The organism is Eubacterium maltosivorans, from assembly GCF_002441855.2.
GTDB lineage: Bacteria > Bacillota > Clostridia > Eubacteriales > Eubacteriaceae > Eubacterium > Eubacterium maltosivorans.
The window spans coordinates 2855193-2868195 of record NZ_CP029487.1; the positions used below are offsets into that span (position 1 = coordinate 2855193).

The window sequence follows — 13003 nt, forward strand, 5'->3', positions numbered from 1 at the left end:
GTCTAAGTTCCTTTCGATTATTCCTGGCCCCAGGGATAGAACATCACCTTGTTGTAGAAGAAGCCGCCCTCTTTGATTTTATCGAAGATACCCGGGCAGTCGTCCAGAGGCAGGCGGTGGCTGATGATATCTTTGGCGGTCATTCCGCGTTCGCCGAACATTTTTAAGGATTCCGTCCAGTCTTCACCGGGATAAGGCTTCGTGAAGGAGTTCCATGAACCGATAACGCTCAGCTGGCTTCTCATGATGGTGTCCACTTCTTTTTCGCTTAAGTCTAAGCCTTTATGAGAAATTCCGAGGAAGACAACCCGGCCCATTTTAGAGGCCATGAGAATACACTGTTTCTGGGCTGCAGGAACACCGGAGAAATCAATGACCAGATTTGCACCTTTGCCGTCAGTGGCTTTTTTAACCGCCTCCACAGGATCTTCATTTAAAGAGTTGATCACCACATCTGCGCCAACTTTTTTGGCGATGTCCAGCTTTTCATCCCAGACGTCAACAGCAATGACCTGAGAGGCGCCGCAGAGCTTTGCGTACTGCGCGGCGAATAAGCCAATGGGGCCAGTGCCGCAGACACAGACGCTGTCGCCTTCTTTAAAGTTGCCGCGCATGAGTCCGTGATAGGCATTTGCGCACGGGTCAAGGGTCGCGGCGTCCTCATAGGATACGCCTTCCGGAACCTTGAGCAGGTTCGATTCCTTGACGGATACATATTCGGCAAGGGCGCCGTCGCGTCTGGAGCCATAGTAATCATAATCCTCACATAAAGAATAGATTCCCTTCTGGCACCATTCGCATTTTCCGCATGGAATGAGCGGCGGAACCACAACCCGGTCCCCGGGCTTAAAGTTTTTCACATTTTTTCCAACCGCTTCGATTTCGCCGGAAAATTCATGGCCGATGGTGATCGGAGAAACATGAGCGCCATAGACCAGAGCTCTCGGAATATCTGAACCGCAAAGACCAACAGCGCGAACCTTTACCATCGCTTCGTCGTCCATCATTTCCGGTTTTTCGACATCCTCAACTCTCAAGTCCCCAGGCTTATACATTCTTACTGCTTTCATTTTTAATCTTTGCCTCCTCTGAATATTTGTTTTCACGAAAATAGTATTAAATTTACGTTTTGCATTTACTATTCGTAAATTATAAACGAATTATAACATCATTTTTTGACGATGTCAACATAAGTATCGTAAATTATTAACGAAAAAGTGTTTTACTTTCAGAGAGTTATGAAGTATAATTAATTCAAAAAGAGGAAAAAGGGAGAAATCTTATGGCTTCTTTATTAAGTGATATACGAACAAAGTACAATCTGCTCTCTAAAACGCAGAAGACCATTGCAGACTACATACTGGATAATCCAGACGCCACCATTCTTTTGTCCATTACAGAGCTGGCCAATAACTGCAGCACCAGCGAGACAACCGTTATGCGGTTTCTTAAAAAGCTGGATTATGATTCCTATCAGATTTTTCGGGTTAATCTCGCAAAAGAACTGATTGACAGTCCCAGTGAGACCATCAATGAAGAAATTGCGGAGGGTGACAGTACCTCTGATATCAAGCGCAAGGTAATTAAGCATACCAATACCGCAGTCAGCGATCTTGAGTATTCCATTGACCAGAAGGATATTGACCAATGTGCGGAGATGATTCTTAATGCAAGGCGGGTGACATTTTTTGGGATCGGTGCGTCTTCGGCCGTCGCCATCGATGCGCTGCATAAGTTTGGAAAAATCGGGTTGAATGTCAACGGCTTTCAGGATTCACACCTGATGAACATCCACTGCTCACATATGACCTCAGAGGACGTTCTGTTTGTGGTTTCTCATACAGGTGAAAGTGTGGAGGTGCTGAACGCAGTCACTCTGGCCAAGGAAAACGGCGCAAAGATCATATCGCTGACCAGCTTCAGCAATTCCAGCCTGGCCAAAAAATCCGATGTGTTTTTATCCAGCTCCACCAATGATAAAAAGTACCATTCCGAAGCCATGGCGTCCAGAATCGTTCAGCTGGTGATCATCGATATCCTGTATTTGTCCGTCTTTATGCAAAATGAGGCTAAGTTCTATAAAGCTCTTAACCAGTCGCGAATCGCGGTATCTTTAAACAAAACATGAAAAAAAGTTCCAGCCAGAATTTGGCTGGAACTTTTTGTATTGGGGTAAACACTTCCCCTACCTCCATTATACCCCATTAAATTTTTAACTACAAGACTGTTTATTTCCAGAAAATGCGCGTACAATAGAGGATACTTTACATGAGAAAGGAAGTGTCTGGAAATGATGGATCTTATGAAAACAGCGGCTGAGGTACAGCTGCTGGAGGACACAAAAGCAGTGCTGGCCTGCAATGAGGAAAGCGAACACTTTGGCCTTGCCCTGTCCAGCGAGGATGCGCTGGCAGTGATGGAAGCCCGAAATGAAAGCCTTAAGAAACACCAGCGCGTCGAGATTGGCCCCTGCGTCACTAAGAAAATCATCCACCTTTTTTGTGACTCCCAGTATATCTGGCAGGATAATTATGTCGAAACGCTCAAGCGGCTGCAGGATATTTTTTTCCTGTATAAAAACGAATGTGACGACCTGGTTTCAGACGACGAGCTGCTGACTTTTATGCAGGAGCAGTTCGAGGGCGTGTGCTTCGGCGATCTCGACTACCTGGAGACCACCTGCCTCCAGCGCTTCTGCATGGCAATTCAGGCCGGCTACCGCGGCTACCGGCAATCCGGCGGCCACAGCGAGTACAGCCTGTTTGACGAAGAACCGCGGTGGGATAAGGCGCTTTATATGCAGATGCTCAGGGAGCTGGCATGGGAGTAGAAAGGTCTATATGATCAGCCTTAAAGCGCATTGCCCGTTTTACTCAGAAAAAATTCCCTGAAATTTTCCGGTGTTCCCTTTGTGAAAGCATTCTTTTGGAGTACAAAATAGATATTTTTGTAGTAAAAGACAAAATGAAGATCATCTTCTTTAAAATTGGTCAGCTCACTGTATTCCAAATGCTTCATAAAAGTACAGTCGGCGTAGTTTTCATAAAATAAAAACACAGGGGGATCGTTTTTAACATTATTCACTTTTCTTAGTCTGGAACCCTTTAACTTTGTTATACAAAAGATAAAGCGGTCATAGTTACAAGCATAAAGCTCAATAAGTACTACAAGGCTCAGTGCAGCTAAGCCGATGAGTGAAATCAGATCAAATTTAAACCCGCTTAAAAGAAAAATGATTATTTCCATTCCGGCGATAAGCACTCCTATGATTTTTATGTTTGTCATATCTTTGGATAAACCCAGGGTATTTTTTTTCAAAAGTTCTTCAGTATCCACTTTGGTGTAGTGCGGCTCATTTATGTATAGCGCTTCCATGATGACCTCCATTATTATCTATTCAAAGCAATCTTTGAATTGATGAATTTTTCAAAATCATTTGGCAATCCTTGAATAAAACCGCTTCTATGAATTACAAAAAAATAATATCCAAAATAAACAATCCATAACGTCCCTTCGTCCTCATTATGCAGATTTGTAATATCAGAATATTGATACTTTTTGTTTTTATCTCGATAATTTCTTCGGAATCATTAAAGAGAACGAATTTATTAATAATATAATCTTCATAAAAAAGGATTCTCCCTCTTGGGATAAATCCAGATTCTGCTCATTTTTCCTTTCTGAAGCTTTCATTCTTTTGGCTAATACAAAGTTAATATATTGGGAAAAAAGGAAATACACTAAACCTAATACCCCAAAAGCCAGGCAAAAATAAAAGAGCACAGAGTAGAATGATAGAGTAAACGGACCTATTTGTTTAAACAATAAGTAATCAAGTAATAAAAATATTATTAAGAAGAGTAATTTTCTTACCTCTATTTGGAAATTTTAAATATTTCTTGCTAATCTTTTTTACTTCTTCTTCAGTAAATCTCTGTTCGTTTATATATAGTAATTCCATAAAAACATGCCTTGCTTTTTTAGATCAGTTATTTTTTAAATACAAAAACTTAATCAACTCGTTATATTCCCCTAAAGATAGATCCGATCGTTTTATCAAAAAATAAAATCTTTCTGCCTTTAGGATTAAACGATTTTCATATTCAATTATCTCCATATCGCGATATTGAATATTTTTATATTCTAAGCAATCAATATGGTCAATGTAAAATTCTATTTTTTCATTGATTTTTTTGTTCATCAAGTTTGCAATAAAATTTATACCAATACCGATACATTTAAAGCTTACCCACTTTGGTAAAAATACAGCCATAATAATTCCAAAAATCGCTGCCATCACCCAAACCCATAGATTTTCCACGACTATTATTCGCATAAGCGTGACAAATAATATGATCACCATGAATAGTACTGCTACAATACGAAGACCAATAAAAAACGGTTTGTTTTCAAACAATCTCCAACATTCTTTCGGGAATTGTTTCATCTCTTCTTTGGTATATGATGGTTCTACAATAAACTCAGGCTCCATTTTTCCTCCTTAAATGAATCTACTAAAAACGGATAAGTGCCATTCAAGCACTTATCCTTTAAAAATCTAACTCGCAGTTAAAAATGCACCGAGGGCTAAAATCGCTGTTAGCACTTCTCCAAAACCCGTTCCAAAACTTGCTGCCAATAGGACTAAAAGAAGCAGACCTACACTTGCTCCCAAAACAGTAATGACCGTTGATCTAAGTGCGCCTGTATCCGGTGGATCTGGCTGATTTAAATTGAATGTGTATATTACCTCTGTATATATAGAGGTTTCACCTGTGGAAGTTTCAGCAACTTGTTCAACCTGTATATCAAATACAGGATTTCCTGCGCTATCAAGATAAAAAGCTAAGGTAAGCTTGCCATTACTGACCGTGTTTGCAATTGATAAAGCTGGTTGCAATGAATCTGAGTCCCCGAACAACATTTTCATTGACGTATCAAGATTATCATATGTTGCTTTTGCACTTTCGAGTTCCACTTCATCAAACTGGCCATCATTGATATTAAAGGAAATCTTTTGTTCTGCCGGAACACCTCCAAGCGCAGCCATTGGTGAAAATTGTCCTGTAATCCCCATTTTATATTTTCCATCAACCACACCAGTATAAAACGGATACTCAACATTAAAGTCCCAGCCAACGGATACATCAAATCCTAATGATTCCAGTGTATCTTCGCATAGAATGCGCGGTAAATTTGAAACTGTAATCGAGCCAACTCCACCATCTCTGCCGGAAGCGATGACTTTGTCGTAATCCATATATCTTGACTGGACCCCAATACTATCGAACCAATATTGATCAAAGGCCCAGTTTGAAGGCATTTTCTGACCAATATTTCCAGAAAAACCAACAGACATATCGGCAACATAGCTGTATTCGCTCAGGCCTGCTGCTGCGACTTTCGAACAGCAGCTCCTGCTGGCATAAATACCAACACGGTAGTCGGAGCTTTGGTTAAGTTTAGTTTTTACAGCTCTGAAATATGGAATAATATTTGATTCAACTTCAAAATCATAGACATCGAAATCAACAGCGAAATAAATAACACTTGATCTCGGCAGGCCTAAGCGATCCGCCGCTTCAATTGCATATTGCGCGTCGCTTGTTCCCTGAGTGGAAGTAAAATAAGGTGCTTCAGTAACTTCATGTACGATGCCTTTCATATCGTCGCCGGAACGTTCAAAAATCGGAATATAGCGAAGGCCTGCTGCCAAAATCTTATTGATTTCGGAAATCGTGATTGGCCAGTAGCCTGTGAGGTATCGTCCGACATAATCAATGCCGATACCTTTAAAATACTGCGCTCTGTTTGAATTGATTCTTGCAGTGGTATCAATTGCGTTGGGAGCCCGGTCCGTATTGCCTTTGCTGACTAGTAAAGCTGCCCATGTCGATAAGCCAACCCAGCCATCGGCATCTAAGGCCATCATTTCCTGAAAGTCCATGACAGCGGTCTGAACGCCATAGCCAAAGCCACCGTCAAATTCTCCAGGATCAAAGCCATTTACATATAACATATACTGAAGCAGGACGACGAGTTCTGTTTGCCCGCTCCAAAGTGCAACGTTATGGTCATTCGCTCCTTGTGCTGTACTGGGACCAAATACACCGTTTGGCTCATCAATACCCACTTCTTTCTGGAAAGCATAGAGCATGGCATTACAGGTGTTTCGCCCATACTCACCATCCACTGGGCAGATGTTCAGGTCTTTCCAAAAGTAATCACTGTACTTTGAGTTTAGACCTCTCTGAATCTCCTGAATTCTGGGGTCACCCATGCTACCCCACACAACGGCATCCGTTGATAAAATTCCCTTAAAAGTTTTGGGATCAACCTCCCCATCCTGCGGCAGACCTGCTGCTTTTTTAAAGGCATTGACACCAATAATTGTTGCACCATCATAGGTTTTTGTCAAGTCTGATGAGCTGTAGCCTTTACACCAAAGTGCTCCCTGCAGAATGTTAACCTTATTCCCAGCTGAGCCAAGTTTAAGGGTTGGACACATGCTGGCTGTCAGCGGTCCGAATTCACCGGTAACCGGCGATACGCCAATTTCAATCTGTAATGCGGAAATCAGGGAAGCAATGGTTCCATTACCGGTTGCCCCGTCCTCGTCACAGTGAATATAACCTGTTTTTCCTGAATAGGTATTGTTTAACCATACCTGCGTCATTAATACTTTCTGATCCATAATATAAATCCTTCTTTCTTTTTTTATTTATTTTTTTTAGTAAACCGGCAATGTGCACTTGCCGGTTTAAGAAGGACCGGTCCTCTGCTTTAGTTTTTGGCCTTATGCAGTGTCGGGCGCTTTTATAATTCTATTTTAGCCGCGTTTCTCTGCTTTGTCTGTGCACAAATCGTGTGTTAATTATTCCACTGAAAATGCACAAAGCTTCTGTCATAATAGCGGATGGTCTTCAGGCCATACCGCTCACCCGCGTCTGCCACCGCATCGACAGTATATCCATTGGCGGTATAGACGGCAATATCAGCCGCCCGTCCCAGTTTATGGTAGGAATCCGGCACACCGCCGACCTCTGCGTTGAGGATTTCACACCTTACGCCAGAGGTCACAACCAGGGGAATCCCCAGGTCCTTCCGAACCTGTTCCAGCTTTTCGATGAGCGTCCGGTTCATCGGAACCGGAAACCCATCGCAGTATTTGCCGCCGCACTCACATTTAAACTCCTGCATATTAAAATGCTCGGTTACCTGTTCCTGCGGATCAAAAACCGGCGCCGGATCGGCTGCGGCATAGTCAAACAGGGCGGCTTCAGTGTTATAGCCGACGATGCCGTCAGCGACGAGTCCAAAATCGGCTTGCAGTGCTTTGACGGCTGCATCTGTTAAGGGCCCTGGAAGGCCATCGACTGGGCAGCTGTAGCCCTTTGCGTTTAACTGCGCCTGTATGCCGCGTACTTGCTCGGACAGGTGGTCTTTTGTCATCGGGCCGGCAATGCCGTCAGCCTCAATGCCATAGCCTTCCTGGGCCCGCCTCACAGCCGCCTGGGTTTCGGGGCCATCATAGCCATCGACCGTCCCCGGCGCGTAGTTGCAGAGCTTAAGGGCTTCCTGAACCTGTGTTAAGGTCATCTCCATTATTTTCACCTCTTTCCTTTTTGTCTTTCTTTTTTAATACCTGTTCGGAATCGCTGATGCTGGGGGTTGTCGGATCGACAATCACGCCCATTGCAACGGCACAGATGACCGCTGCGTTCAAAATCTTTTCGATTAAAGGCACGTTAAAATCTGTTGAGATAAATCCCTGGGCGTACTGCAGGATCAAAACGATCAGGCCGATACAGGCAATCCAGAAGGCTTTGTTCTTTAATCGAATCTTTAAGTTCATTCCGGTTATCACCTACTTTCTATCGAAGGCTGATGATGTTGTGGTATCGCGATAACAGCTATGCTTTCGATAAACACATTATAGCACCGCATTCGTGGACCGGCTGTGTTCACTTTGTGCTGTGTTTGCTTAAAAAGAAAAGAGCCTTTCGGCTCTTTGGAGGCAAGTGGGAGAATTTGATTACTTAATCTGATGTTTCATCGCTTGATTTGCTTTTGAGGCGACATGGCGGATATAATCATAGTCATACTCGAGCTCCTCGGCGATCTGTACCAGCGATTTTCCAGTATAGCGCTGCATGTAAAATACTTTTTTCTGAATGTTTTTAAGTTTTGGAATTGCCTCAAGAATAACCTTAAGGCTTTTTTCAAGCAAGTGCTCCTGACGCCGCTGCTCACCCAGCGCCTCTCGGATAAGCGTTAGCTGCTTTAGAATTTGCTTTTTTCTTTCGACCTTTGTGTAAGGTGTTTTTTCAGATAAACGCATCCATTTTTCTTCAAGCTGAGTAAGATAGATAATCTCCTCCTGGATAATGGCCAGCTCAGCTTTCAGGCTGATGACAGAGTCGTCCTTTTCCAATAATTTCATATACTCCCACCTTTCGAATAAATTTTCTTTTTACAAACATATGTTCTTTAAAATAATCATACGCTCATCAAGAGAAAATGTCAATGAAATCCATTGGAGTGGACAAATATTTACTCTAATTTAAGCAAGTATTTTTTTGATTTTAAAGATGAATATTATTCTTTGTAGCTGTTTTTAAAATAAAGTTTTTTAGAAGTGTCATTATTTTGGACAGATTTTGTTCGCTATAGTTGGATTTTCGTTAAAAACAGGATTTTTAGGTTTGTTGCTTTTTATGACAGTGTCATTATTTTGAACGAAGGAGAGACAAAAACTAAGCAAAAAAACAAAATTACGGTGTTTTAGAACAATAAATGGCTTTATTCGCGGTTCGTTTTTGGCATAAAAATTGCATTTACTAAAGATTAAGATTTAATGCTGCTGCATTTGGGAGGAATAAGATGAAAAAATATGAACAGTTTATTGCAAAAGAAGACATTGAATTAATTCATGAGAATACCATTCGTATTCTGGAAAACGTCGGGGTCAAGTTTGAGCATGAGGAAGCTCTGGAGATTTTCAGGAAGCACGGCATACGGGTCGAGGGCGATGTCGTCTATATGGGTGAGAAGGACGTGCGCACGGCCCTGTCGACGGTTCCGGAGACCTTCACGCTGTACTCGGGCAGAGGAACGGTAGAGGTTGGAGACGGCAGTATGGTCAAGCTGCCGGTGGGCTGTCCAGCCTTTATCGAGGATCATGGCAATATCCGCAAAATTTTGAATAAGGACATTATTGATCTGTTTAAGCTTATTGATACCAGTCCATTGCTCGACTGTAACCATGTTAACTTTTTTACCGAATCGGAAGGCTTTTCCGATGATGTAAAGCGCTATTCCTATCTGGCGCTGCTTATGAAATACTCCAATAAGCCTTTCCCTTTTGCCATTCCCGATACCTCGGCGGAAAAGGGCAGCCTGCGGGAAGCCATGGCCAGCGGTATCCGCCTGATGAAGCGGTTTGAGGGCGTTGAGGATAAATGCCTGGCTTCGGTGGGGATCAACCCCCTTTCGCCGCTCTGCTATGACCATGCCCCCATCGAGCGGATCATCGGAACCTGCGATGAAAACCAGGGGATCTGGCTGGCCTCCTGTGTGATGCCGGTTTTAACGGCTCCGCCGTCTGTCGCTTCGATCCTGACCATGGTGAATGCGGAGATTCTGGCAGGTTTTGTTTTTACACAGCTCTTAAAACCCGGAACACCGATGATTTACGCCAATGTATCCGGCTCGACAGATTTGAGGACCATTCAGCTGAGCATGGGGAATCCAGAGGCTGCGCTGATGATTTACGGAACTGCGGCTCTGGCCGATTATTATCGCGTGCCCTTCCGGGCTGGCGGCGCCATCAGCGACGCCAAGGATCTTGATTTCCAGGCAGGTATGGAATCCATGATGATGGCTGAAGCGACCGTAGAGGCAAAACCAGACATGATCCTCCACAGCACAGGCTGTCTGGGGACATATAATATCGTCAGCTTTGAAAAAATGCTGATGGACGAGGAAATCTTTGCCTATGCCGAACGGATTCACCGGGGTATTGATGTAACGGAGAAGAAAATCTGTTTTAAGGATATTGAAAAGACCGGGCCAAGGGGCAATTTCCTGTCTGGCAGAACGCCGAAGATGTACCGTGAAGAATTTTATCTCACCCAGTACCTGAACAAGGCCGACGCCAACGACTGGCAGAATAAAGGCCGGGTTGGGCTCAAGGAAAATGCCGGCCAAAAGGTGCAGGAGAGAATTGAGGCTTACCAGGCGCCGGAAATTACAAAAGAGCAGGAAGAATTGTTAAAGCCGTATTTGCCGGAAGCTTACCGGGACCAGATTTAGGAGGCCTGTCATGAGTAAGGGAAAACGTAATTTTCTTTTGGTGTTGATCAGTGTAATGGTGGGGATTATCTATTTTATCCCCTATCTCCGCTTTTTCTTTTATGACCAGATGCTGGACGGATTTCATCTGACCAATTTGCAGCTGGGCACGCTTGGGTCAATTTATGGCCTGGTTGCCCTGTTCTGTTACCCGGTCAGCGGTTATCTGGCCGACCGTTTCAGCGCGCGCATTCTGCTGACCATCTCTTTTTTAGTCATGGCGGGGCTCACTTTCTGGCAGTCCACTTTTCCAGGCTATAATACACTGGTGGCTATCTATGTCCTGTACGGCTTCTTTACGACCGCCACTCTCTGGTCGCCTTATATCTGTTTTGTGCGCCATCTGGGAACAGAGGAGGAGCAGGGAAAGCTTTTTGGTGTCAGCGAGGCCATGCGCGGTGTGGTCAGCGCGGTAACCGGCTTTGTTTTTCTCTGGATGCTGGGCCTTTTTGTGGACAGCGTGGGAGGAATGCAGGTGCTCCTGTGGATTTCGGTTGGGTTATATGTGCTCTTCGCGGCTTTGAGCATCGTCTTTTTACCCAAAACAGAGACTAAAGCTTCAAAACAGAATAATCCACAGGAAAAAGGGATGAAAAATATTATAAAAGCGCTCAGGCTCCCTGGCACATGGCTGGTTGCATTTTTTCTGTTCAGCTGTTTTTGTGTGATCAATACCGGGACAAACTACCTCGGCACTTATACGACGCAGGTGCTGGGCGTATCGGCCTCTGTCTCCAGCGGACTGGCGATTTTCAGAAGCTATGTCATCGTGATCGCGGCAGGTGTGCTGGGCGGTATACTGGCGGACAAGGCAAAGTCCAGAGCGATTTTTATCAGCGGCCTTCTGGGCGGCATTATCGTGTGCGCGGCGCTTTTAATTTTTAGCAGCAGTCTGGTGACAGTGGCCATTGTCATTACCATGGTCATGTCCTTCCTGTATTTTACGGTTAAATCTGTTTATTATTCAGTCATGGGTGAAGGCGGGATTCCACTTGAACTGACCGCGGCCGCCACAGGCATCATTTCCTTTATCGCCTATGCGCCGGAGGCCTTTATGACAACCATCATGGGCTCATGGATTGACGCAGACCCGGTGATGGGCTTTAATAAGATATTTATCTGGATGATCAGTTTTTCGGTGATCAGCATCATACTGGCTGTGATTATTTACAGACGGCACAAAAAAGCTGAGGGCATTTAGCCCTCAGCTTTTTCCAGGTTGTACTTCTTGATTTTATTGTGCAGATTTGTCCGGGAAATCTGGAGCTGCTTTGCAGCTCTGCTGACATTATGCCCGGTTTTTTCAAGGGTATCCTGGATAATCTTTGCTTCATAAGCGTTCATCAGCTGGCTGAGCCCTTCTTCCCCGCTGGTTCCGGGCAGGCCGGAGGGCGGCGCAGCTTCGGGAGCTGTATTTGTCCTAAGCAGGTACTCAGGCAGGTGGTGGGGCTTAATAAAGGCTTCATCCTTTCCCGCAAAATAGATGGCCTGAGTGATGATATGCCGCAGCTCCCGGACATTGCCGGGCCAGCTGTGGGATTCAAAAATCTGTTTTACCGCGCTGGATAACCGGGTGACCTTTTTTCCGAGCACTGGCGCCATACTGCCAATAAAATACTCAGCCGTCTCAGCGATATCCTCCCTGCGGCTGGCCAGCGGGGGCAGCTCAATAGAGAAAACGGCCAGGCGGTAATAGAGGTCTGCCCGTAAATGGCTGTTTTCAATGGCGATGAAGGGCTCCTCATTGATGGCGCTGATGATGCGGCATTTGCAGGGTTTTTCCTCCTGACCGCCCACTGAACGGAAGCGTCCTGTCTCCAGAACGCGCAGCAGCTTTGACTGGAGCCCGACAGCCATGGAGTTGAGCTCATCCAAAAACAGAGTGCCGTTCTCAGCCTCTTCAAACAGTCCCTTTCGGTTGACCGCGCCGGTATATGAGCCTTTACAGGTGCCAAACAGCGTGCTTTCAAGCAGGGCTTCTGGGATAGCGCTGCAATTTACAGCCACGAAGGGATAGGGAGAAAAGGCACTGTAGTTGTGAATGCTCTGGGCAAAAACTTCCTTGCCAGTGCCGGTCTCGCCCCAGATGAGCACAGGGGCGTCTGTTTTAGCCACGATTTTCCCCCGGTAAATTGCCTTTTGCAGCATCGGGCTGCTGCCGATCACATTGTCAAAGGTGTGCTGTGTACCATTTTGCTGGTAATGGGAGGGGATCTGGCGGTCACTCTGTTTTTTATTACCCTCGGCGATCATTTCCAGATAATCCGAGACCTCGCGGTAAATGCACAGGGCATAATCGATTTTACCATTTTTTCCGTATATAGGATAAGTGCTGCACAGAATATTCGCCTCATTGCCGCCGACGGTGGTGTAATAGTCCAGCGTTTCCTGATAGATTTTTCCGGTTTTCAGTGTATCGAGCACCATTGAGCGCTTTGGGCGGATAATGTTTGGAAACTGCTGTGGGTTATAGAGCTCCTCAGGGCTTTTTCCAATAACCTCGTCACGCCGCAGGGCTTCAATCTTTTCACAGCCCTTTGAGTAACAGATGATCCGCCCCTCTGCGTCAAGAATCATCACGGCCATGTCGGTGATGCGCTCCAGATCGCCGATACTCAGCGGGCGCAGCGCCTTTAAGTCCTTTTCCATG

The 13003-nt window shown here is 44.9% G+C and carries 12 protein-coding genes; 4 read left to right on the forward strand and 8 right to left on the reverse strand.

From position 1 onward, the window contains the following. Window positions 1-17 precede the first annotated feature (17 nt). Window positions 18-1070, reverse strand: a complete 1053-nt coding sequence (locus tag CPZ25_RS13395; RefSeq protein ID WP_058692994.1) for a galactitol-1-phosphate 5-dehydrogenase — start codon at window positions 1068-1070, stop codon at window positions 18-20. 212 nt (window positions 1071-1282) lie between these two features. Here CPZ25_RS13395 and CPZ25_RS13400 point away from each other — a divergent pair, with 212 nt between their 5' ends. Further along, the gene (locus CPZ25_RS13400; RefSeq protein ID WP_058692995.1) at window positions 1283-2128 is read left to right on the forward strand and encodes a MurR/RpiR family transcriptional regulator; all 846 of its coding nucleotides are present in this window, start codon (window positions 1283-1285) and stop codon (window positions 2126-2128) included. A 162-nt stretch (window positions 2129-2290) separates the two neighbouring features. After that, window positions 2291-2830, forward strand: coding sequence for a DUF6323 family protein (locus tag CPZ25_RS13405; protein WP_096918829.1), 540 nt, complete (start codon window positions 2291-2293; stop codon window positions 2828-2830). A gap of 20 nt (window positions 2831-2850) precedes the next feature. Here the strand turns inward: CPZ25_RS13405 and CPZ25_RS13410 are convergent, their stop codons facing one another. From CPZ25_RS13410 to CPZ25_RS13435, 6 genes are all read right to left on the reverse strand, one after another. After that, complete coding sequence (locus tag CPZ25_RS13410) at window positions 2851-3318, reverse strand: YcxB family protein (RefSeq protein ID WP_138721010.1); 468 nt, start codon at window positions 3316-3318, stop codon at window positions 2851-2853. A gap of 667 nt (window positions 3319-3985) precedes the next feature. Further along, window positions 3986-4492, reverse strand: coding sequence for a hypothetical protein (locus tag CPZ25_RS13415; RefSeq protein ID WP_074616359.1), 507 nt, complete (start codon window positions 4490-4492; stop codon window positions 3986-3988). A gap of 66 nt (window positions 4493-4558) precedes the next feature. Beyond that, entirely contained in the window at window positions 4559-6694 is a 2136-nt protein-coding gene (locus CPZ25_RS13420; RefSeq protein ID WP_074616358.1) for a glycoside hydrolase domain-containing protein, read from the reverse strand. A gap of 176 nt (window positions 6695-6870) precedes the next feature. Then, window positions 6871-7605, reverse strand: a complete 735-nt coding sequence (locus tag CPZ25_RS13425) for a peptidoglycan-binding protein (protein WP_096918830.1) — start codon at window positions 7603-7605, stop codon at window positions 6871-6873. After that, on the reverse strand, window positions 7568-7855 hold the full coding sequence (locus tag CPZ25_RS13430; protein WP_074616356.1) for a phage holin: 288 nt from the start codon (window positions 7853-7855) through the stop codon (window positions 7568-7570). Before CPZ25_RS13430 ends, CPZ25_RS13425 begins: the two co-directional genes overlap by 38 nt. A 180-nt stretch (window positions 7856-8035) precedes the next feature. Then, window positions 8036-8443 (reverse strand): hypothetical protein, encoded by a 408-nt coding sequence (locus CPZ25_RS13435; RefSeq protein ID WP_096918831.1) that lies wholly within the window; start codon window positions 8441-8443, stop codon window positions 8036-8038. A 440-nt stretch (window positions 8444-8883) separates the two neighbouring features. On the opposite strand from CPZ25_RS13435, the gene CPZ25_RS13440 reads away from it, so the two are divergent. Together CPZ25_RS13440 and CPZ25_RS13445 are read left to right on the forward strand one after the other, a co-directional pair. Next, window positions 8884-10314, forward strand: a complete 1431-nt coding sequence (locus CPZ25_RS13440) for a trimethylamine methyltransferase family protein (RefSeq protein WP_096918832.1) — start codon at window positions 8884-8886, stop codon at window positions 10312-10314. Window positions 10315-10324: 10 nt separating this feature from the next. After that, window positions 10325-11554, forward strand: coding sequence for an MFS transporter (locus CPZ25_RS13445; RefSeq protein WP_096918833.1), 1230 nt, complete (start codon window positions 10325-10327; stop codon window positions 11552-11554). On the opposite strand, the gene CPZ25_RS13450 is transcribed toward CPZ25_RS13445, so the two are convergent. Beyond that, window positions 11551-13002, reverse strand: a complete 1452-nt coding sequence (locus tag CPZ25_RS13450; protein ID WP_167495234.1) for a sigma-54 interaction domain-containing protein — start codon at window positions 13000-13002, stop codon at window positions 11551-11553. The two genes, CPZ25_RS13445 and CPZ25_RS13450, sit on opposite strands and share 4 nt — an antisense overlap. Window position 13003 lies beyond the last annotated feature (1 nt).

Excerpts from the sequence above, each read along its gene's own strand:
- CPZ25_RS13440 (WP_096918832.1), top strand. The coding sequence starts at position 8,884 with ATGAAAAAATATGAACAGTTTATTGCAAAAGAAGACATTGAATTAATT.
- CPZ25_RS13445 (WP_096918833.1), top strand. The coding sequence starts at position 10,325 with ATGAGTAAGGGAAAACGTAATTTTCTTTTGGTGTTGATCAGTGTAATG.
- CPZ25_RS13420 (WP_074616358.1), bottom strand. The coding sequence starts at position 6,694 with ATGGATCAGAAAGTATTAATGACGCAGGTATGGTTAAACAATACCTAT.
- CPZ25_RS13435 (WP_096918831.1), bottom strand. The coding sequence starts at position 8,443 with ATGAAATTATTGGAAAAGGACGACTCTGTCATCAGCCTGAAAGCTGAG.
- CPZ25_RS13415 (WP_074616359.1), bottom strand. The coding sequence starts at position 4,492 with ATGGAGCCTGAGTTTATTGTAGAACCATCATATACCAAAGAAGAGATG.
- CPZ25_RS13425 (WP_096918830.1), bottom strand. The coding sequence starts at position 7,605 with ATGGAGATGACCTTAACACAGGTTCAGGAAGCCCTTAAGCTCTGCAAC.
- CPZ25_RS13400 (WP_058692995.1), top strand. The coding sequence starts at position 1,283 with ATGGCTTCTTTATTAAGTGATATACGAACAAAGTACAATCTGCTCTCT.
- CPZ25_RS13450 (WP_167495234.1), bottom strand. The coding sequence starts at position 13,002 with ATGGAAAAGGACTTAAAGGCGCTGCGCCCGCTGAGTATCGGCGATCTG.
- CPZ25_RS13395 (WP_058692994.1), bottom strand. The coding sequence starts at position 1,070 with ATGAAAGCAGTAAGAATGTATAAGCCTGGGGACTTGAGAGTTGAGGAT.
- CPZ25_RS13405 (WP_096918829.1), top strand. The coding sequence starts at position 2,291 with ATGATGGATCTTATGAAAACAGCGGCTGAGGTACAGCTGCTGGAGGAC.
- CPZ25_RS13430 (WP_074616356.1), bottom strand. The coding sequence starts at position 7,855 with ATGAACTTAAAGATTCGATTAAAGAACAAAGCCTTCTGGATTGCCTGT.